General features: G+C 42.5%; 12 protein-coding genes. 6 read left to right on the plus strand and 6 right to left on the minus strand.

The genetic code is table 11. From position 1 onward, the window contains the following. Window positions 1-41: 41 nt before the first annotated feature. The 3 genes from SWP_RS08660 to SWP_RS08670 form a co-directional block, all read right to left on the minus strand. A complete protein-coding gene (locus SWP_RS08660) occupies window positions 42-2738 on the minus strand; it encodes a TonB-dependent receptor plug domain-containing protein (RefSeq protein WP_020912089.1) in 2697 nt (898 codons plus the stop codon). A gap of 560 nt (window positions 2739-3298) precedes the next feature. After that, window positions 3299-4282: a TDT family transporter gene (locus SWP_RS08665; RefSeq protein ID WP_020912090.1), complete on the minus strand. Its 984-nt coding sequence runs from the start codon at window positions 4280-4282 to the stop codon at window positions 3299-3301. A 118-nt stretch (window positions 4283-4400) separates the two neighbouring features. Then, the gene (locus SWP_RS08670; protein ID WP_020912091.1) at window positions 4401-5474 is read right to left on the minus strand and encodes a methyltransferase; all 1074 of its coding nucleotides are present in this window, start codon (window positions 5472-5474) and stop codon (window positions 4401-4403) included. A 500-nt stretch (window positions 5475-5974) separates the two neighbouring features. Here SWP_RS08670 and SWP_RS08675 point away from each other — a divergent pair, with 500 nt between their 5' ends. Continuing rightward, entirely contained in the window at window positions 5975-6652 is a 678-nt protein-coding gene (locus tag SWP_RS08675) for a TetR/AcrR family transcriptional regulator (RefSeq protein ID WP_020912092.1), read from the plus strand. A 30-nt stretch (window positions 6653-6682) separates the two neighbouring features. Here SWP_RS08675 and cysK read toward each other — a convergent pair whose 3' ends face one another. Beyond that, window positions 6683-7651 carry a cysteine synthase A gene (cysK, locus tag SWP_RS08680; RefSeq protein WP_020912093.1) on the minus strand — a complete coding sequence of 323 codons (969 nt, stop codon included), beginning with the start codon at window positions 7649-7651 and terminating at the stop codon, window positions 6683-6685. 221 nt (window positions 7652-7872) lie between these two features. Here cysK and SWP_RS08685 point away from each other — a divergent pair, with 221 nt between their 5' ends. Both SWP_RS08685 and SWP_RS08690 read left to right on the plus strand, forming a co-directional pair. Next, entirely contained in the window at window positions 7873-9024 is a 1152-nt protein-coding gene (locus SWP_RS08685; protein ID WP_020912094.1) for an RDD family protein, read from the plus strand. Between the two features lie 176 nt (window positions 9025-9200). Next, window positions 9201-10442, plus strand: a complete 1242-nt coding sequence (locus SWP_RS08690) for a GGDEF domain-containing response regulator (RefSeq protein ID WP_020912095.1) — start codon at window positions 9201-9203, stop codon at window positions 10440-10442. Between the two features lie 49 nt (window positions 10443-10491). On the opposite strand, the gene SWP_RS08695 is transcribed toward SWP_RS08690, so the two are convergent. After that, entirely contained in the window at window positions 10492-12831 is a 2340-nt protein-coding gene (locus SWP_RS08695) for a carbohydrate binding family 9 domain-containing protein (protein WP_020912096.1), read from the minus strand. Between the two features lie 166 nt (window positions 12832-12997). Further along, a complete protein-coding gene (gene cysZ, locus SWP_RS08700; protein ID WP_044555800.1) occupies window positions 12998-13771 on the minus strand; it encodes a sulfate transporter CysZ in 774 nt (257 codons plus the stop codon). A gap of 204 nt (window positions 13772-13975) precedes the next feature. On the opposite strand from cysZ, the gene smc reads away from it, so the two are divergent. From smc to ligA, 3 genes are all read left to right on the plus strand, one after another. Then, window positions 13976-17401, plus strand: a complete 3426-nt coding sequence (gene smc / locus SWP_RS08705; RefSeq protein ID WP_020912098.1) for a chromosome segregation protein SMC — start codon at window positions 13976-13978, stop codon at window positions 17399-17401. 23 nt (window positions 17402-17424) lie between these two features. Continuing rightward, the gene (gene zipA / locus SWP_RS08710) at window positions 17425-18375 is read left to right on the plus strand and encodes a cell division protein ZipA (RefSeq protein ID WP_044555801.1); all 951 of its coding nucleotides are present in this window, start codon (window positions 17425-17427) and stop codon (window positions 18373-18375) included. A 77-nt stretch (window positions 18376-18452) separates the two neighbouring features. Continuing rightward, window positions 18453-20459, plus strand: coding sequence for an NAD-dependent DNA ligase LigA (gene ligA, locus SWP_RS08715; RefSeq protein ID WP_020912100.1), 2007 nt, complete (start codon window positions 18453-18455; stop codon window positions 20457-20459). The last annotated feature ends 109 nt before the right edge of the window (window positions 20460-20568 follow it).

Genomic DNA, 20568 nt, shown 5'->3' on the forward strand with positions numbered 1-20568 from the left:
GTTTGATTAAGCGCTAGTTAGTGCGCTTAATCAAACAGTGTTTAGAACTTAACTTCACCTTCGATGAACCACTCTTGTCCACGCGCGTTGTATACGCTACGTGGGTAATGTGGCCATGAAGTGTTTGTTGGATCGAAGTTAGGACCCGCATCAAACATGTTGATTAGACCTGTTGATACTTTGATGTTGTCAGTAAAGTTGTAACCTGCAGTTAGGTTCCACTTAGTGAGTGATGCAACTTCGTAATCACTTTCTTCGCCTTCACCGCCTTCAGCAAATGACTTGTAAGCAGTACCGTGCATACGTGCAGTGTGGTATGCACCAAGTGTTGCTTCAAAGTCTTCGAGGAAGTAACCCAATACAAGGTTGGCTCTGTACTGAGGCAGTCCGCCGTTGTAGATATCATCATCAATTTCAGCCGTTGGGTCTAATTGACCTTCTGACATTAAGATGTAAGTACCATTAAAGTTTAGTTTAAACTCACCAATGGCATCTAGATCCCAACCATATCCCGCAGTAACGTCTAGACCACGAACTTGCTGGTATGCAAGGTTTTGGGCTACAGAGTTAACGTGGGTGATAGTACCGTCTGCATCACGAGTGATCATATCTTCATATAGGTCATATTCACGAGCAGCTTTTGAAGCGCTGATGTCACTAACCATGTCATCAAGCTTCCACTCCCAAAGATCTACAGAAGCGTTTAGTGAATCACCGCCCCATACCGCACCTATGTTAGCTGTGTAACCTGTTTCAGCTTCAAGATCTTTGTTAGCACCGGTTGTGATATCAATGTGTAGCTCGTTACACACTTCATTGATTGTTGGATTTGAGTTTGCCTCACCTGGCGTTCCGCCCATTGCTGCACACTGTTTAAAATCAATAACCTGTGTAAAGCCTTGAGTTGGGTCACCATATACGCGGTGCATATCTGGTGCACGGAATACACTGCTGATAGAACCACGAACGAGTAGCTCATCAAGAGGACGGTATTCAACAGTTAGCTGTGGTGAAAGGTTACCGCCAACATCGCTGTATTCATCATAACGTAGAGCAACATCAATGGTTAGCTGGTCAAGAACAGGCATGCTTAGCTCTGCATAAGTTGCCCAGAAATCACGCTTCCCTTTTCCTGAAGAACCACCAGTCGTTAAGATATTACCTTTTTTAGATTCAGAATCTGAATCTGTTTGGTAATCTTGTTCAGTATACTCTGCACCAAATGCAAACATTGCGTCACCAGCTGGTAACTCAAATGCTAAACCTGTGATGTTAGCCTGAATGTTTTTCTGTGTAGATTGTGCTTGCTCAAAAGGTGTGTAAGAAGCTTCCTCTACGTCTGCGCTAGACATATTCTCAAGTAAAGAATTGCCATTGTCACCAGCTGTAATGTAGTCAAACATACCTGCGATAGTCGCATAGCCACCACGGTAAACATCAACGTTTGTACGGCCGTAGTTTACAGAAGCATCCCAGTTATATTCATCAGCGATAGTGCCTTCAAGGCCAGCGGTGAAGAAGTAGTTACGGGTATTGGTCTCGCCAGTACGGTTACCAAACTCATGTAAACGACGAACGTAGTAGTAGTCACCATCTGTCGCATTAGCGAAATCACCGCCTAGAGCAGTAGACTTGTCATTGAATGTCTTGCTTAGTCCGCCAGCACCAGAAACGGTTACGTCATTGCCAGCCACTTTGATGTCGTAGTCATTGATCGCCATTGGCTCAATGTTCGTGGTAGATTTTGCTTGTGCAAAATCTAAACGGCCTAAGAAAGTGATATCGTCAGCCAGTTCATAGTTGAAGTTAGTTGTGCTGATAAAACGGTAACTTTCAGGTTCAAGGTCGCGTTGCTTAGAGCGGTCGTAGCCACAAATGCTACGTGCTGCATCCCAGAAGAATCCACCAGCTGTACATTCTTCAGCGGTCAGTGCGCGTGCACCACTAGCGCCTTTGCTCGCGCCTGCAATACGTGCGCCGTATGAGCTGTACTGTGAGAACTCACTGTGAGGAACTTTATCTGTATCTAAGCCAAAGTTTTCACGATCTGTCGCTCGAAGTACTTCGTTGTTTGTATATTCGATAAACGTTGAAACGTTACCTTTGTCTGAAGATGAACCGATAGAGAAGGCGATTCTATCATTCATGCCACCACCATTGGTGGTATCACCGTGGCGATACTTAAGTGCTGCACCGTCAAAGTCTTTCTTCAAAATGATGTTAATAACACCACCAATTGCATCAGCGCCGTAAATGGCAGAGCCACCTGACTGCAGAACTTCAATTCTTGCAACAGCTTCCATTGGAAGGTTAGCTGTGTCGACGAAGTTATCTGTGCCACCAGCTGGTTTTGGATACTGGTTTAGACGTTTACCATCAATAAGCGTCAATGTGCGGTTTGCGCCAGCATTACGTAGGCTGATTGAAGAAGCCGCAGGAGTAAAACCATGAACCGATTGTGTTGTCATCGCACCAGTTGTAGATGTCAGGCTCTGAAGTGCATCTTGAATATTGGTAAAGCCTTGCTTTGCCATGTCATCGGCACTGAGCACTGTTACAGGCGTTGCCGTTTCCATATCGGTTCGTTTAATACGAGAACCGGTAACCTGAATTCGTTCAACTTTATCTGCACTTTCTGCATCAGCCGCAAGAACTACTGGCGAGCTAAGTGCTGCAGTTGCTGCACCACCCACTAACGCAAAGCGTACCGCTTTGGCCAATCTTGAATTAACTTGCATTGTATTACTCCCTGGAAACTTTTATTAATTATATGTTTTATTTTAATTAGAATTACCTTCTTAAGGTGACTTAAATGTAAATAAGAAGATGAATCCCATCCGAATAGAACCATAATTAAATAACTGTGGCAACAATCTAGTTACAGCTGTGAGAGGGGTTGGAATATAGTTATGTAGTATTTAAAAAAACAAATTTGGTAACAATTGATTTTCTTTTTTGCAACCAATTGCTTCCGCGTTGAATTATTGTTTAATATTTGATTGATCGTTGCGTCTATTTCAACCTTAATGTTGCTACTTGGTTATTTGTTTGTGATTTAGGCGTGCGAGCTAGGCTTTCTTGTTTAACAATACAGATACAACTTATATAGTTTGAAAGTATTAATTTAGAGTGGAGATATCTAAATCTGTGATGTTGATCACGTTACCAGTGTGGCTGAAAACGTTGTATTGTTGCGGCTCTGTAACTTTTTTTGAGGAGGGGAGGAGGTGGTTTTACTTGTTGTATTGCACTTTATTCTATCGATAGGGCGTCACTAATTAAATATGCGTAACCTAAATTACGCATATTTAGTGCTGTTTTTATAATGACGAAGATATCTTATTGCTACATAAGTAACTATGAGGGTTGCAATCACGAGTTCAACTTTTGCGGTTAATAATAGACTCACCGATAAGATGCTTTCACCATATGTACTTACTAGCCAAGAAACAGTTTTAAATAATGCGGTTGCGCCGATAACCATTGGGAAAGTAAATGCTGCATAACCTGGGGTGAAAGGTAGCTTTAATAAACTAAAAAAGGCCAAATAAATAATACTTGTCATTAATAGTGAAACGGTTAATAAAACAGCAATAATAATTAAAGAAGGTTGATTCGATATTGTTAAGTAACCCGCTAGAGATAAGCTTGCTGGCGCCGCCAAAATAGCGATTGTAGGTTTTGCTGCTTCAGCTATCGGTTCACAAAATATCAATCTGTAAAGCATAATCGGAAGCATAACTAAATAACTGAGCATGCCGAAGTTAACAATGGCGTTGGCAATCCAGTGGTTTTGTACTTGTAATAGCTCTCCATGTGGAAAAGAAACTGCCGCTACTATCATGCCGATAGGTGGGACAAACCAACTTGGAACCATGTGGCTTAGCTTGAAATCAATGGCTCTATTATAGATAAACATTGATAGAAAGATGATATGAATACTAATCGCCGTTAACCATAGTATTAAAGCGGCGCCTTGGCTAAAATGTCCAATCGCAGCGGAAACAACCATTAATCCCATCGCAAAAGTTGGGATAACACTGCCAATCACTGGGTGAGAGAGCTCTTCTATTAGCACTTTAGGGTGCAAAACGAATTTAGCAACCAACATGGCTAGTAGCGCTGACGCAATGAGTGCACCGGCTAACTGTGCATTACCACCAAGCTCGGGGAACATGCTCTCCCAAGTCCAACCAAGGCTGGCTATGGCCAGTGCCAAACCAGCCATTGGGCTCGGTAAGCGTGATACTCTGTGTGTTAGTTTGTTATTTGTTACTGTCATTGTGTTCTCCAAAACCTTATCTCTATGGATGTATTTTAGAGCTACCTTTGAATAAATTAAATTGAGTTTAGGTTAACCACAGTTTAAGTTTTTCTTAATTTACAGGTGTGCATTTAAATCATGGTTTCAGTTTGCAACGCAGAAGCGTGTGGCCCAGTCCGATATTGTCGATGTCTTCGTCAACAAAGAGTCCCGCTTGGCTAATAAGGCTGAGTAACGTTTTACTGTGGTACATACGACTATTGCCATTGGCAATAGCGGTGAAATAAACTGAAGTGGCATTGACGCAAAAAGCGCCAGCTTCAAATGGCTGACGATCCCAGAAGGTTTCTAGGATGCATAGCTCACTATCTTTCTCCATGACTAAAACGGCACGTTTTAGAATACTGAGAATTTCCGTTTCAGAAAAACAGTCTAAAAATTGGCTCATCCAATAAAGGTCACCTGCTTCACAAAATGGTTTTGTTTCATCGAGTAAATCTGTTGCAAAGGCGCTTACCCTATCTACAACTCCACAATTAGCTGCGTTCTGCATTGCCTCCTTTAGTTGACCAGGTAGATCCATGATGGTTACAACAACTTCATGATCAAATTTGGTACAGGCTAATGCCCATTTGCCCGTGTTGCCGCCAACATCGACAATATGCTTTGGTTGAGCTTTAAAAATGAGTGGTAACAAAGCCTCGAATGCATGATCTGAATAATAGTGATCAAACTTAAACCAGCTCTTTTTAATCTGATCTGGTAATTGACTCAAGCCGGGATAGATAGTGTGCCAGTCACCCAGTGAGGCTAGTCCTTTTGGCTTACCTTCGAGTAAAGAAGCTTCCAATTCAAATAACCCTTGATAGCAGACATCATGGGTAAAATTTAAGTTGGTTTGTGCCATGTCATCATGCAATAAAAAATGACCGATCTTATCTAGTACATAGGCTTCTTCATTTAGATATAACAAGCCCATGCTCAGCCCCATATCGACCAGTACACCTAGAGCATAGTCAGAAAGAACTGACTGCTTTGCTAAATCACTTATGCTGCAACCATCTGCGCCACTTTCAGAAATTTGATGTAAGACATCAAATTTCAATAGGCAGCGGGCAACTTGAAAGCTGATAGGGGCAAAGGCAATTTTCTGAGCTTCAAACTTTGCATCAAATGCGCTGATTGATAGAGGAGAGCGATAGAAAGACATAAATTAGACCGATGTAGTTGTTACCGAATTAGGGGAGGCGTATGTTACATGTTACAGTCTGAATATAGTTTGAACTGGATCTTGCTTCGAGCTGTTTTAGATAATACCAATTGCATTAAGTATTTGACCAGTTCAGAGCCCGTCAGCCTTTTCAATTCAAAGCGCATTGGTAAAGAAATGGTTGCTCCCTTTTAAGCCAATGCAAAGCAGAAGTGGAAAGACTGAGGAACTCACGTAGTGCGGCTGAGCTTAAAAAAATTGGCAAACGCTGTATGAGTCGCTATGGGATTTGGATATACGACTAAATGGATTTAGGAGGTAGAGCGAAGCAGGATGCCAGAGCCGAGAATAACTATTAGCTCAAATCCCACTACTTTCCTACAGCGTTTTGAATTCCCGCTGAATGGTCAAACTTTTAATGCAATTGGTATAAGATTAGTTTCCAGTTGCTGTTAATGGGTGGTTCAAGTCAGATTGAATATTCGTGTAAAGGAAGTGCCATGCTCGTACCACTGACCTATGTTGGTCGACAATCAAGCCGAAGTGATGGGCAAGCAAGACGGAAAGCGATTCTAGAGGCGACATTGCGCTTAATCGTTAGAGAGGGGATCCGTGGCGTGCGCCATAGGGCTGTTGCATCTGAGGCAGATGTACCATTAGCTTCAACGACATATTATTTTAATGATATTAAAGATCTTATTAGTGACGCATTAACGTTTTTTGCAGAAAAAACCTTGTGGATGAATAAAGCGTTAGAGGAGCAAAGTTATACTTTGCTCAATAGTATGGCTGAAGTAAGCCAGAACCTAACTAGATCAGAGCTGCAAACGTTAGTGGTAGAGCAGTTATCTGAATTTATCTGTGATCATATAGAAGCGCAGTTAACTCAACCTGATGACCGTATTCTAGAGCATGCTTTTCACGAAGAAGCACTACGTAATCCCGAGCTTGCCAAAGCCATTATCTTACTCGAAGAGACATTACTGCAGAGCATAAAATCATTTTTTAGTGCATTTGGTTCAAAAACTGCAACTGAAGATGCCCACCAAATCTTGGCTATTATTCGACTGTTGGAATATCAATTTTTACTGCGTGGTAAGGTGAATAAGACTGAGCTTAATAACATTGTACGCACCACAGTAAGTCACATTATTAAGGCAATAAAAAACCCAAGCTGAAGCTTGGGTTTTGTTGTATCGACTTATGGTTTATTGAACGTTTTCAGCGTCGCTAAACTCACCTTGGAACAGTACAGAAGATAAGTAACGCTCAGCTGCAGAAGGTAATACAACTACAATATTTTTACCTTCAAATTCGGGAAGTGCTGCAATACGGTTTGCTGCAACTACAGCGGCACCTGAAGAGATCCCAACTAGAATACCTTCTTCTTGCATGAGTCGGTGCGCCATTTCGATAGAATCTTCATTCGAAACAGCTTCAACACGGTCTATCAGTTCAAGATCTAGGTTGCCCGGAATAAATCCAGCGCCAATACCTTGAATTTTGTGTGGTCCAGGTTGAACTGTTTGACCTGCAAGTGTTTGTGCAATCACCGGCGAATCAACAGGCTCAACAGCTACAGAAGTAATCGCTTTACCCTGAGTATTCTTTATGTAACGGCTCACACCAGTGATTGTTCCGCCTGTACCGACACCAGCAACAATGACATCAACTGCGCCGTCAGTATCATTCCATATCTCAGGCCCAGTGGTTTTTTCGTGGATCTCTGGGTTTGCAGGGTTATTAAACTGTTGCAATAACACGTATTTTTCAGGTGCTGACTGGCGGATCTCTTCCGCTTTATCAATGGCACCTTTCATGCCTTTTGCGCCTTCAGTTAACACTAAGTTTGCACCTAATGCTTTAAGCAGTTTTCTACGCTCTAAACTCATGGTATTAGGCATAGTTAACGTTAGCTTATAGCCTCTTGCAGCCGCTACATAAGCAAGTGCAATTCCTGTGTTACCAGATGTTGGTTCGATAAGCTCTTTATCTTGAGTCAGAACGCCTTTTTTCTCAGCGTCCCAGATCATATTTGCGCCAATACGACACTTAACACTGAAACTTGGGTTACGTGCTTCAACCTTGGCAAGAACATTACCTTTGCTAACACGGTTTAAACGGACAAGTGGCGTGTTACCAATTGTTTGTGAATTGTCTTCAAAAATTTTGCTCATGGGCTGCTTGCTCCTTAAAATGCACAGGTAAAGCATAATCCTCTTTCGCTGCTTTAGAAGTGATTGTTTGTTCTTCTTTATTCTTTTTAGTTATTAAAGCATTCCCTGTTATATATAATGAGTGGAATTTCTATAAGTTTCAGTTGTTAAGCTTAAGTTAATAGGGTGGTAATATGGTGCATTGACCAAGGTATTGCACTCACTATGACTGGATTAAACCGATGAGAAAACAGCAGACTGAATCAACGCTTGATCCTAAGTCGTTAGTCACCCCTTATGCATTTGAGATTGCCCCCAATGTCCTCTATCAGCCACTAGCGAGTCCTTTTAAACGCGCCTTAGCAATAACCGTTGATGGTCTTCTAGTTGCAGCTCTTGCTGAAAATGCGGGCTGGATATTTGTATTAATGGTTGCACTTACCGTTGTGGTCCATAAAAGAAGCAAGTCTTTGGGGAGCATTGTTAAGTGGGCGTTATATGCTTTTATGCTCGCAGGTATGGTGTACGCGTTACTTGGTAACGACTGGAACACGAAAGACAATATCTCAGGCACTAGCCAAGTCGAATCTCAATTAAGTGCCGATAAAGCAGAACCTGAAACATTACAAACCATTGCTGAATTAGCAAATTATCTTCCTGAAGTTATTTCCGCATCAAGTTGCCAAGATTACTCATGTGCCCAAAAGCGCTTAGTGTCTCTAAAAAGTGCGTTAGATCATTCGAGTCTATCGAGCGCAGAACAAACGCGTATGCTAGAAGAGCTTATTGATGAGCTACCGCTTACTGTTAAACAGAAAAATAATTTAAAGATTGAGTATGCGGCAGCTGAAACCGCTTTAGGTGATGAACGCATTGAGCAGATAGTTGAAGAAGAGGCAGATGCAGATGCAGATGCTGTTAGCAATAATCCTTCATGCACAAACAAAGTTGACTGGGAGGAGTTGCAGGATGACTCTCGCTTCGAGACAGAGGCAAACTCACAATCGAGCCCGTTAGCGTGGTTGATAGGCTTTTTAAACGATATGGGCTTAGGTTTTGGTTGGGCTGCGTTCTATTTTACGGTGTTTACTGCCTGGTTTGATGGGCAAACATTGGGTAAAAAACTATTTGGAATTAGTGTGATTCAGCTGGATGGCTCCAAGATCACTTTATGGGCCGCTTTTGGTCGCTATGGCGGCTACGCTGCAGGTTTTACCACTGGTTTACTCGGCTTTTTACAAATATTCTGGGATGCTAATCGCCAAGCAATACAAGATAAAATATCAGCAACTGTTGTTATTGACCTCAGAAAGCCTGAAATTGAAGCGCCTAAGTTACAGTTAAACATGAATGCGCTTAATGCATCGATTGATGCAAAAATTGAAGAGAAGTAGCATAATTGATACCGTTTTTTGTAGGTAAGGGTTAAGCTGCTTATGAAATTTGTAAAATTGCAGCAATAAAGCAGATGAAGTTCTCACTTAGCGTAGGCATTTAGTAATTAAAGAGTCTTTCAAAAAGGCCGATTAACTAATGTGCTAAAGGAGTTTGGGTTTAAAGGAGAGTTAAGTTGCGGATCTTAGTTGTAGAAGATAGCCAAGTTGTATCACGGGTAATGCGTCATTTATTAACCCAAGAGTTAAACTGTGACGTTGATGTCGCGCCAGATCTGGCCAGTGCCAAAATCCTATTAGCTGAAAATGATTATTTCGTGGCCGTTACTGATTTAAATCTTCCAGATGCGCAAGAGGGAGAGATTGTAAAATTAGTATTGGCAAAACAGATCCCTTGTATCGTACTCACTGGAAGCTGGGATCCCCAAGAACGATCACGTCTGCTGCAATTAGGTATTGTTGATTATGTGCTTAAAGAAAACCGTTTTAGCTATGAATATACCGCTAAATTAGTTCGACGCTTGCAACGCAATCAAAGCGTGAAGGTATTGGTAGCAGATGATTCCATGGTGAGCCGAAAGTTTATTCGTAGCCTTTTAGAACAGCATTTGTTTCAAGTGATAGAGGCTGACGACGGTATAGCTGCACTCGATACCCTTAAAGAAAATCCAGATATTAAACTGCTTATCACTGATTACAATATGCCGCGACTAGACGGGTTTGGCTTAATTATAAAAGTCAGAGAGCAGTTCAGCAGAGAAGAGTTGGCCATTATTGGACTTTCTAGTGACAGCGATGAAAGCCTCTCTGCACGGTTTATTAAAAATGGTGCCAATGACTTTTTGCAAAAGCCTTTTGTGCACGAAGAGTTTCATTGTCGAGTGCTGAACACGCTAGATGCACTCGATATGATGGCCAAACTTTGGGAGCAAGCTAACCTCGATTACTTAACCAATGTATTTAATCGGCGTTACTTTTTTAATCTTTATGAAGAGAAACTGCCTACTATTACCCGTAATCAAGGTACGCTTTCACTCGGTTTAATGGATATCGATTTCTTCAAAAAGGTGAATGATGGTTATGGCCATGATGTGGGAGATGAGGTGCTGGTTGAATTTGCTAAACGCCTTAAACACTCTTTTTCACAGCATTTTACAGTGGCTCGATTTGGCGGTGAAGAATTCGTTGTTGGCTTTAAAGGCTTAAGTGTTGAAAAGTCATTTGCACTATTAGATAGGTTTAGAATGCAGATGGAAAGTACGCCGGTAATGACAACAAAAGGCGAGTTAACCATCACCGTTAGTATTGGTGTCACCAATTTTAATCACGATGAAAACGTAGACGGGATGCTGCAACGAGCTGATGTTGCGCTGTACGAAGCTAAAGAGGGTGGGCGTAACTTAGTGTCCATTGCCTAAACAAATAGGATTTAAAAAGGCTTAACCATTGCTGGTTAAGCCTGTTTGTTTATAAAATCCAAGCGTAACTCATTTTCATAAAGTAGGTTTCTTCAGTTTTCATCAATGAATCGATGGAATCATTAGACTTTAATCCATCTGAATAGCCTAGATAGAACACACTTTGAGGATTAAGTTTATATCCGTAAAGGATCTCATTGCCTAAATTCTGTTGCTCTTTATTTGGTGAGCCAAATAGATATAAGCTTGGGTCTCTTTCAATATGTGTGTAGACGCTCGAGACACGGATAAAGTTATGTATGTCGATATACCAACTCAATCTCACATCGCTTAAATTTGCGGTAAATAAACGGCCGTCATCAACATCCATAGTTCGGTAAACGTGCGATACATTAAGCTTTACTGAATCGGTAACATTCCAGCGAACACCAGGGTTGAGTAGAAACTTAGTGCCTAATTGATCGTTGGCAAAGTCGATGCTATCGCCATAATTGACATCCAGTTCAACAAATAGGGTACGAGTGGGTTTCATATTGGCGTAGAACCAGCCCATGGTTTCGTCAAACATCTGAGTGTTGTTTTCAACTGCCAGATTAGCACTATCATGACGCCTTCCTACACGTTGGCGGTTAACAACGCCAAATGCAGTGTAACTTTGCAATAAACCGTCAAAAGCAAGTTTAGCTTCCGCTTCCTGTTCTAATTTTTCACCAGCCTGGTTATGACTGATATCCCAGTCGCCACTAAGTCTTATTTTACTAAAACCACTGTTTTCTGGATACCAAGTATAACCACCACCAGCCACAAATTTACTGAAATCGACTTTCTCAATAAAACCTAGATCAGCTCTAAAGTCTTCTGCAACAGACTGATATTGCGCTATTGCATTCCAGTTTCTTGTTTCGTGTTCATACTTAGCCAAATACATGTCACCACGAATAGAGTCTGTGCTATTAGTGCGTAATACACGTTCGTTGATGCCGCAGTCACTTAAATCACAGTCAATATCCGGTAGGCAATCATCGCTACTGCACAGCGTTTGCGAGAAACCTAAAGGGTATTGAGTATCTGATATTACGTATTGACCAATAAAGGTATCTTGCTCGGTTGGCTGGTATTTAACATCGACGCTAGTGACATAATTATGATAATCATCGCTGGTTTTAGCGGTGACGAGCGCCCCCATCGATAATTCTTTACCGATATCGTAGCGATAGCGTCCAGCAAAATTCTGACTTTTTTCATCGATACTGGCGATATCAGAACTTAAATTCCCCGGCACTAGAAAGTTAGTATGAGTATCGTTCGTCGCGAGTGTGGCAAAGGTATGATCACCCACTTTACTGGTTAGCTTAATGCCATAATCTGGTGAGAGGATATTACGGGTATGCAACAGGTTTAGTTGGGTATCAAAATAATCTTTATTATCGAGGAAAAAGGCTCGTTTTTCTGGGTAAAACAGTGCAAAAGTATTATTAATATCGAGTTGACCTGCATCGGCTTCAACCTGCGAAAAATCTGGGTTGATGGTGGCACTCAACAACGTGCTTGGAGTTATTCCCCAGCGGATATCTAAACTTGGCTCTATGTCGTTTTCGCTATCCCAATCACTATCAAGAGCGAGAGGACGTTGACTGTTACGATTAAAAACCACCGATGGCGTGATTTGTAGATCATTGCCTTGCTCTAAGTTAGACATGCCACTCATCACACCGAATTGACACAGTTGGCAACTATTGTTTCTGTCTATCTGATTACTAGACAATCTGTGCTGTTCATTTCGAGGGTAAAACCTGACAAGCTCAACGCCCCACTTTTGCTCGGCGCTGTTATCAAAATTTAGCACTCGGTAGGGTAACTCTATTTCAACCTGATACCCCGTTTCTGTGCGCTGAGCTGCAGTATACCAAATGCCGTCCCAAGCATCGCTTTCGCTGCCGGTAAGTTCATTTTCGATTGAGTCCATCTGCACGCCGTAAGCATTAACAAAGAATTGATAGGCGAGTCGGGCATCATTAAAAGTATCGAGTTTAATACCGACTAAATCATCACCCCAAACGCTGTCTCGATCGCTCAAATTTGCCCTGATCTGCGATGGCGTGGGATCATAAGCCGTAAATGCCAAGAAGAGACTTGTGTCAGTGGAGTAAAGTTTTACTTCGGTTCTTACTGGTGCTGTGATGTTTTCACCGGGACTTGTTTCAATCGTTATCTCGGTGGTTGCGGCATTCTTCCACTGTGGTTCATCAAAGTTACCATCAACTTTGATACTGCCCGAAAGAGTAGGGATCTCAATATTGAATTGATTCTCCTGTCCGGCATAAGCATGCAAAGAATGACAAGAGATTAAGAAGACAACGGAGCTAGCAAGTTGGGTTGCTTTATTCATTTATTTTTATTATTGAAAGCTGAATAACTGGGTGTGAGGATTGTAATGGAATTAAGTTTAAAAAAGGTAGGCTATTTGTTACAAATATTTTCAGCGGTGTAACAATTAAGTCGAGAGTGCGTAAGAGACGCTAGGCCATATGATTATTGGCCCAGCGTCATCCATACTAATCTGGTGCGATGGTGTTGTCTTTGTATGCTTCTCGATATTTATCAACCCACATAGATGTTGCGCCGCATATAGCTACTGGCATCACGACAAAATTGAGGATTGGGATCATAGAAAACAGTGTCACTGCAGCGCCAAAGCTAAAGCTGCTGCCACGGGTCTGGTTAAGTGCAAACTTCATATCTGCAAAGGGGACTTTATGGTTATCAAAAGGATAATCACAGTATTGTATTGCCATCATCCAAGCACTAAACAGAAACCATAAGATAGGCGCGGCAGTTTGACCGACAAATGGCAGCAAAAATAGCAATAAGAAAACAATGGCACGAGGTAGATAGTATTTCAGTTTGATCCACTCTCGGCCCAATATGCGCGGTAAATCTTTGATTAAATCGATACCGCCACCCGTATTGAGTGGTTTGCCAGTCAACAGTTGCTCGACTTTTTCAGCCAGTAATCCGTTAAAGGGCGCAGCGAGCCAATTCATCACTGAACTAAAGATGAAAGATAGCACCACCAACAAGGTTAATACTGCAAGTGGCCATAGCAGAAAGTTCAACCAACTTAGGTACTCTGGAAGCTGGCCTGAAAGCCAAGCGAAAACCTGCTCTAGCTGACCAATGGCAAAATAGATCAAGCCAGCAAAGAGCAATAAATTAATCGTTAGTGGAATAAACACAAAACGTCTAAGGCCTGGGCGTTTTATCAAACTGAACCCTTCTAAGAAGTAATTTACGCCACTCTTTTTTGTTACTTGATTGGTTTTATTCATAGAAATCTTTGATCGTTAAAGATACGCAATGTCACGATTGTGAGTCAGTGGGCATTTAACCGCAAGTGAAAAGGCGTTAATCACTAATAAAAAGCGTTACAAAATGCTGTTAGCTTTGGTAAAGTTACCATAATTATATGCACATCAAACATAGACACTAAGTATCGCTAGATAACTTAGTGTAGAAGTGATCAAAACGGCATCATGAGACTTAAACAGATAAAACTTGCCGGATTCAAGTCATTCGTCGATCCAACCAAAATTCCCTTACCTAATCCATTGAGCGCCATTATTGGTCCAAACGGCTGTGGTAAATCAAATGTTATTGATGCTGTGCGTTGGGTGCTGGGCGAAAGCTCGGCTAAACATCTGCGTGGTGATTCCATGGCCGATGTTATTTTTAATGGCTCTACCGCCAGAAGACCCGTATCGGTAGCGGGGGTAGAACTGCTATTTGACAACCAAGACAATCGATTAGCGGGTCAGTACGCCAGCTACCAAGAGATAGCGGTTAAGAGGCAAGTTAGCCGTGATGGCGATTCAAGCTATTTTCTGAATAATCAAAAGTGTCGCCGTAAAGATATTACCGATCTATTTATGGGTACAGGGCTTGGACCACGAAGCTACGCGATTATTGAGCAGGGCACCATTTCTCGACTTATTGAGTCAAAGCCACAAGAGCTGAGAGTATTCATCGAAGAAGCGGCTGGGATCTCTCGTTATAAAGAACGTAGGCGTGAAACAGAGAATCGTATCAGGCACACTCGCGAAAATTTATCCCGTCTTGGCGATATTCGCTCAGAGCTACATAAGCAACTGGAAAGACTTGCCGAGCAAGCACAAACGGCTAAACAGTATCGCGAGCTTAAACAGTCTGAACGTCAATGTGAGTCTGAGTTGGTGGTATCTCGTTATCACGAGCTTAATCAGCAAACTGATACTTTAACTGTCCAGATCGGTAAACTTGAGGTGCAGCAAGCCAGTTTACTCGCCGAGAAGCAGACACTTGAGCTTAGTTTGACCGAATTGAATTTGAAGTTGAGTGAGCTTGATAGTCAAGAACATCAGCAAGTAGAAGCTTTTTATCTTACCAAAACCCATATTGCTAAGCTTGAACAATCACTGAAGCACCGTGAGCAACAAGACGACAGTTTGAATCAAAGATTGGCCGAAATTAGCGCTCAGATAGCGTTGCAGCAAGCATCGTTGAAAACAGCGAATGCAAACCAAGAAAAGCTACTAAAGCAGCAACAAGAGTTAGCGCCTGAGATAAATGCGTGGCAGCAAAAGACGAGCAGTCAGTCAGCTGAGTTAGCCCTAGTAAGCCAACGTCACATAGCTTCAACCGAACAGTTTCAGTTACATAGCGGTGACGAAGCAAAAGCACATTTAGCGGTTGAGATGAATCGTACTCAGCTAACTCATTGCTCTAAAGAGCTAACGCATAAACAACAATCAGTTGCAAGACTGACCCAAAGAGCACTAGAGCATCGTGAACAGTTAGCTGAACTCAAGGGCAGTTCCCTAGCGAACCAATGTGAAACTTTATCTATAGAAACTGAGCAGGCGCAAGAGGTATATGACGAGCTGAGCTTTAACATTGAAACGCGTCAACAATCTTGTGATGAATTGAAAACAGAGCTTGAGTCAGTAAAAGTTAAACTGGCTGATGAAACAGGCCGTTTGTCTGTTGTTACTCAGCTACTACCTGATGAAGGCGATGAAGGTGACACACGGCTATGGCAAGTTATCGAAGTTAGCCCTGGGTGGGAAAGCGTCGTCGACTTGTTATTGGCTAATGTTCTGAATTCACCGGTGCTTGCAGAGTTATCGACTGAAGCAAGCATTGGCTTCTCTGCAAACACACTGGCGAGTGGAGTGGTGAATGATGTTATTCAGAGCCCGGTTAATCTTAATCCGTGGTTAAGTCAGGTTAAGTGGCTAGAGACAAAAGATGAAGCTATTCAACGACGTAAAGAACTTGGTGCAGAGCAAATGTTCGCGACTGCAGATGGCTTTCTTGTTGGCGCTGATTTTATTATCGAAAAAAGTGCAGACTCTGGCTCCCTTGTACAACTTAAAAATGAACACGTTGCGCTGACAGAAGTGGTTTGCGACACCGAAGAGCGTTTGAGCTTTTTAACGCAAACCTTGTCGGTGCATATTGAGGAGCTTAAGCCGCAATTGATCTTGCAGCAGCAACAGTACCAGCAGATCCAAGCTCAAAAAGTGGCATTAGCAGGCATGGCATCGCAAGTTAAAGCAATGCAAACCACTATAAATGATACGGATGCACGTTATAAGCAACTACAGCAGGAGTTAGCGGAAACCGAAACTGAATTGCAGCAGCTAATCACTCAACAAGCACAGTTTTTGCACAGTGAAGCTAACCTGCAACAAGCCTTTGAGCTTGTTTCAAAAAGCCGGCAAGCGGCAGAGTCAGACAAATTGTCAGCATTTAAATCGTTAAGCGAACTCAAAGACCTGCTCAATGGCTCTGAGCTGCGACTTAAAGCTAGCCTTAAAAGTGAGCAAGCCATTCAAACCCAAGTGGCATTAATCGAACAAACAGTAAGTCATCAAAAGCAACGATTAGAAGAACTCGAACTGAATAAAGAGCAAGTGCGTTTACAGTTAGATAATAAAGAAGATGTCGACACTGCTCAAAACTCACAGTCGCTAAAAACACAATTGGCACAAGCCTTAGAGGCACAGCAAGTTAAACAACAAGCGCTAAACCTGCTCAGGCAGGAGCAAGCAGGGTTACAAGAATTGTGCGATAGTGCAGGAACGAATAAAAAACAACAGCTTGCGAAGATAGAAGACTTGACTCAAACCATGAGCGCGTTAAAGTTACGTCGTGAAGGTTTAAAAGGACAAATTGATAGCCAGTTTAGTTTGATTACTGAGCAGGGCATTGATGTTGAACAAGTATTATCTAAGCTTGATGCCAGTCGCAACACTTTATGGCGTCAAAAAGAGCTAGAACGTTTACGGGCTCGGATCGCTCATCTTGGAGCGATAAACCTAGCCGCGATAGAAGAGTTTGAACAGCAAAACCAACGGAAAAGCTATCTAGATAGCCAAGATGAAGACTTAAATTCAGCCTTGGGAAGTTTGGAAGAAGCGATTCGTAAAATAGATACTGAAACAAAAAGCCGATTTAAAGATACCTTCGATAAGGTTAATAAGGATCTAGGCATTTTGTTTCCGAAAGTGTTTGGCGGTGGTAGTGCTTATTTAGCACTGACAGATGATGATCTTCTGGAAACAGGCGTCACTATCATGGCTAGGCCACCAGGTAAGAAAAATAGCACTATCCAACTTCTTTCTGGTGGAGAAAAAGCACTAACCGCATTATCATTAGTTTTTGCTATTTTTAGATTGAATCCAGCACCTTTTTGTATGTTGGACGAAGTTGATGCACCTTTGGATGATGCCAATGTCGAACGATTCTGTCGTTTGGTAAAAGAGATGTCCCAAAGCGTACAATTTATATATATTAGTCACAACAAGATCACCATGGAATTGGCCGATCAACTTATCGGTGTGACTATGCATGAGCCCGGCGTTTCACGCATTGTGGCGGTAGATATCGATGAAGCGGTAGCGTTAGCTGACGCTGGATGAACATAAAGATTACAGGGTAACCAATGGAAAATTTGCAACTGGTATTGCTTGTTTTAGGAGCGATAGCGATTATTGCCGTACTTGTGCATGGTTTTTGGTCCATACGAAAGCAACAGCCGACAGGATTCAAGCAGAGCCCAATGACAGATATCAATCGAGACCGCAGAGATGCTGAAGGTTTCGACAATGACGGAATAGGCGAAGTCAGGGTTGTTAAGGCGAGCGCAGCCGAAAGCGCCACATCAGAAATTGAAGAAGAGCCCAAGCATGTACCATTAGTTGCAGAAACTGCGGTTACTGAAAACGTCGATGCTGGTTTCTCGGCTATTGAAGATGAGTCTTTTAAATTAAGTGAAGCGCCGAGCCAAAAAGCGGCTCGAGGTGCTAAAGCTACTCGCGTTGAACCATCATTAACCGATGAAGATGTCACAATACAAACAGAAGCAGCGCCAATTCAGTCATCTTTATTTGCTGAAGAACCTGTTGTTGCAACCGAAGCCGCGCAGGAAAATGTTGTCGAGCAGGATGTTGACGTTGTAGCTGTAGAAGAGGAGCCTTTAGGTGATCCACAAGATGTATTGGTACTGCACGTTGTAGCTAAAGAGGGGGAAGAGCTTAATGGTGCGGAGCTGTTACCTTGCTTGCTAACACTTAATTTCAAATTCGGTGACATGAATATTTTCCATCGACATGAAGATAATGCCGGTACTGGTAAAGTATTATTTTCAATGGCTAATATGGTCAAACCTGGCGTATTTGATCCCGATAGCATGGAGCAGTTCACAACTCAAGGTGTAGTGCTATTTATGACACTGCCTTGTTATGGTGATGCCTTGAGAAACTTTTCTACCATGCTCAATTCGGCACACCAAATCGCTGACGATCTAAATGGCCTGGTACTGGATGGTGGGCGCGATGAGTGGCTGGAAAGTACCAAACAGAATTATATACAACGAATTAAAGCACAGGCTTAATTCTGAATAAGTGAATCAACTAAACTTGTTTTAAAAAGGTCGCTTAGGCGGCCTTTGTTATTATTAGGACGAACCATATGCACGCTAATGAACTTGAGATCCTAGAACTGACCCAGCAATTAAATCTGCATAATTATCACTACTATGTTGATGATAACCCGACAATTCCAGATGTTGAGTACGACAGGTTACTTAAAAGGCTGATAGAGCTAGAGACCCAAAGTCCAGAGTTTGCTAAAGCCGACTCGCCTACACAGAGAGTAGGAGGTGAGGCATTAGCTAAGTTTGAACAGATCACCCACCTCAAGCCAATGTTAAGCCTTGATAATGTATTTGATGAAACCGAATTTAATGGCTTTCACTCGAGGATAACCGATAAAGTCGGTACAGCGCTGAGCTATTGCTGTGAACCAAAGCTTGATGGCTTGGCTGTGAGTATTGTGTACCGTGATGGTGTATTTGAGCGAGCAGCGACTCGTGGCGATGGTCAAACGGGTGAGAATATTACTGAAAATGTCCGCACTATTAAGTCAATTCCTTTAAAGTTGCGCGGTGATAATTTTCCACCATTAGTTGAGGTACGCGGCGAAGTGATTATGCCGCATAAAGCCTTCAATGCGCTTAATGAGCGTGCCCGTGCGAAAGGGGAAAAGCTGTTTGTTAATCCTCGCAATGCAGCTGCGGGCAGTTTACGTCAGTTAGACAGTAAAATTACTGCTAGCCGAGCTTTGGGGTTCTACGCTTATGCACTCGGAGTCGTTGAGCCTGAATCGTGGGAGCTTGCCGATAGCCATTATGGCCAACTAGAGCAACTGCGCTCATGGGGCGTCCCGGTTAGCCAAGAAGTCAAAGTCTGTGACTCGGTCACGGAAGTCATGGATTATTACAATGATATTCAGCAACGTCGCAGCAGTTTAGATTTCGAAATCGATGGTGTTGTGTTGAAAGTGAACCAGATTGCTCATCAGTTGAGTTTAGGTTTTGTGGCTAAAGCGCCGCGCTGGGCGACTGCATTTAAGTTTCCAGCTCAAGAGGAGATGACCTTATTAGAAGGGGTCGATTTTCAAGTTGGTCGTACTGGAGCGGTTACACCTGTCGCACGTCTTAAGCCTGTATTTGTTGGTGGCGTGACCGTCTCAAATGCCACTTTGCATAATGCTGATGAAATTGCCCGTCTTGGCGTAAAGGTTGGAGATACCATCATTATTCGCCGAGCAGGCGATGTCATTCCCCAAATTGTTGCAATAGTCGCTGATAAACGTCCAGATGATGCCCAAGATATTGTGTTTCCCGAGCGGTGCCCTGTGTGTGATAGTGAAGTGGAACGTATTGAAGGCGAAGCGGTAGCGCGTTGTAGTGGTGGCTTATTTTGTGAAGCACAACGTAAAGAAGCAATAAAACATTTTGCTTCTAGAAAGGCGCTTGATATCGATGGTATGGGTGACAAAGTTGTTGAACAGTTAATTGATAAAGAGCTAGTAGAAAGCCCTGCGGATCTATTTAAGCTGACCGCATCAGCGATGACAATGCTAGAGCGTATGGGGATGAAATCAGCGACTAAATTAGTTGCGGCCATTGAAGTCGCCAAAGAGACGACTTTTGCTCGCTTTCTCTATGCGTTAGGTATTAGAGAAGTGGGAGAAGCCACCGCTGCGAATCTTGCTGCCTACTTTAAAACACTGGATGCACTAAAAGGCGCGTCAGCAGAAGAGTTTATCAAGGTCGATGATGTTGGAGCGATTGTTGCGGCTCATTTAGCGCACTTCTTGGCACAGCCTCATAATCTTGAAGTGATAGATAAGCTTATTGCGGTGGGAGTTAGCTGGCCAGCAATTGAAGAGGTGGCTGAAGAGGATTTATCACTTAAAGGTCAAACCTGGGTATTAACCGGTACGTTAACACAGCTTAATCGAAATGATGCTAAAGCTCAGCTGCAGGCATTAGGGGCAAAAGTTGCTGGTAGTGTGTCTAAAAATACCGATTGTTTGGTCGCTGGCGCAGCGGCTGGCTCGAAGTTGACTAAAGCTCAAGAGCTTGGTGTGAAGGTTATTGATGAAGAGGCATTGATTGCTATTTTGTCATAGATAAGCCGCTGCTGATATAAAGCTCCCTAAGGGAGCTTTTATTTTTTTGCTATTGTTATTCCCTTTTAGGGCCTCATTAACTCACTTTCTGTTTTAAAAACGTTGAAAT

The organism is Shewanella piezotolerans WP3 (genome assembly GCF_000014885.1).
In the GTDB taxonomy this organism is placed as follows: Bacteria; Pseudomonadota; Gammaproteobacteria; order Enterobacterales; family Shewanellaceae; genus Shewanella; species Shewanella piezotolerans.

Coding starts and splice junctions, on each gene's coding strand:
- SWP_RS08660 (WP_020912089.1), bottom strand. CDS start 2,738: ATGCAAGTTAATTCAAGATTGGCCAAAGCGGTACGCTTTGCGTTAGTG.
- SWP_RS08665 (WP_020912090.1), bottom strand. CDS start 4,282: ATGACAGTAACAAATAACAAACTAACACACAGAGTATCACGCTTACCG.
- SWP_RS08670 (WP_020912091.1), bottom strand. CDS start 5,474: ATGTCTTTCTATCGCTCTCCTCTATCAATCAGCGCATTTGATGCAAAG.
- SWP_RS08675 (WP_020912092.1), top strand. CDS start 5,975: ATGCTCGTACCACTGACCTATGTTGGTCGACAATCAAGCCGAAGTGAT.
- cysK (WP_020912093.1), bottom strand. CDS start 7,651: ATGAGCAAAATTTTTGAAGACAATTCACAAACAATTGGTAACACGCCA.
- SWP_RS08685 (WP_020912094.1), top strand. CDS start 7,873: ATGAGAAAACAGCAGACTGAATCAACGCTTGATCCTAAGTCGTTAGTC.
- SWP_RS08695 (WP_020912096.1), bottom strand. CDS start 12,831: ATGAATAAAGCAACCCAACTTGCTAGCTCCGTTGTCTTCTTAATCTCT.
- cysZ (WP_044555800.1), bottom strand. CDS start 13,771: ATGAATAAAACCAATCAAGTAACAAAAAAGAGTGGCGTAAATTACTTC.
- smc (WP_020912098.1), top strand. CDS start 13,976: ATGAGACTTAAACAGATAAAACTTGCCGGATTCAAGTCATTCGTCGAT.
- zipA (WP_044555801.1), top strand. CDS start 17,425: ATGGAAAATTTGCAACTGGTATTGCTTGTTTTAGGAGCGATAGCGATT.
- ligA (WP_020912100.1), top strand. CDS start 18,453: ATGCACGCTAATGAACTTGAGATCCTAGAACTGACCCAGCAATTAAAT.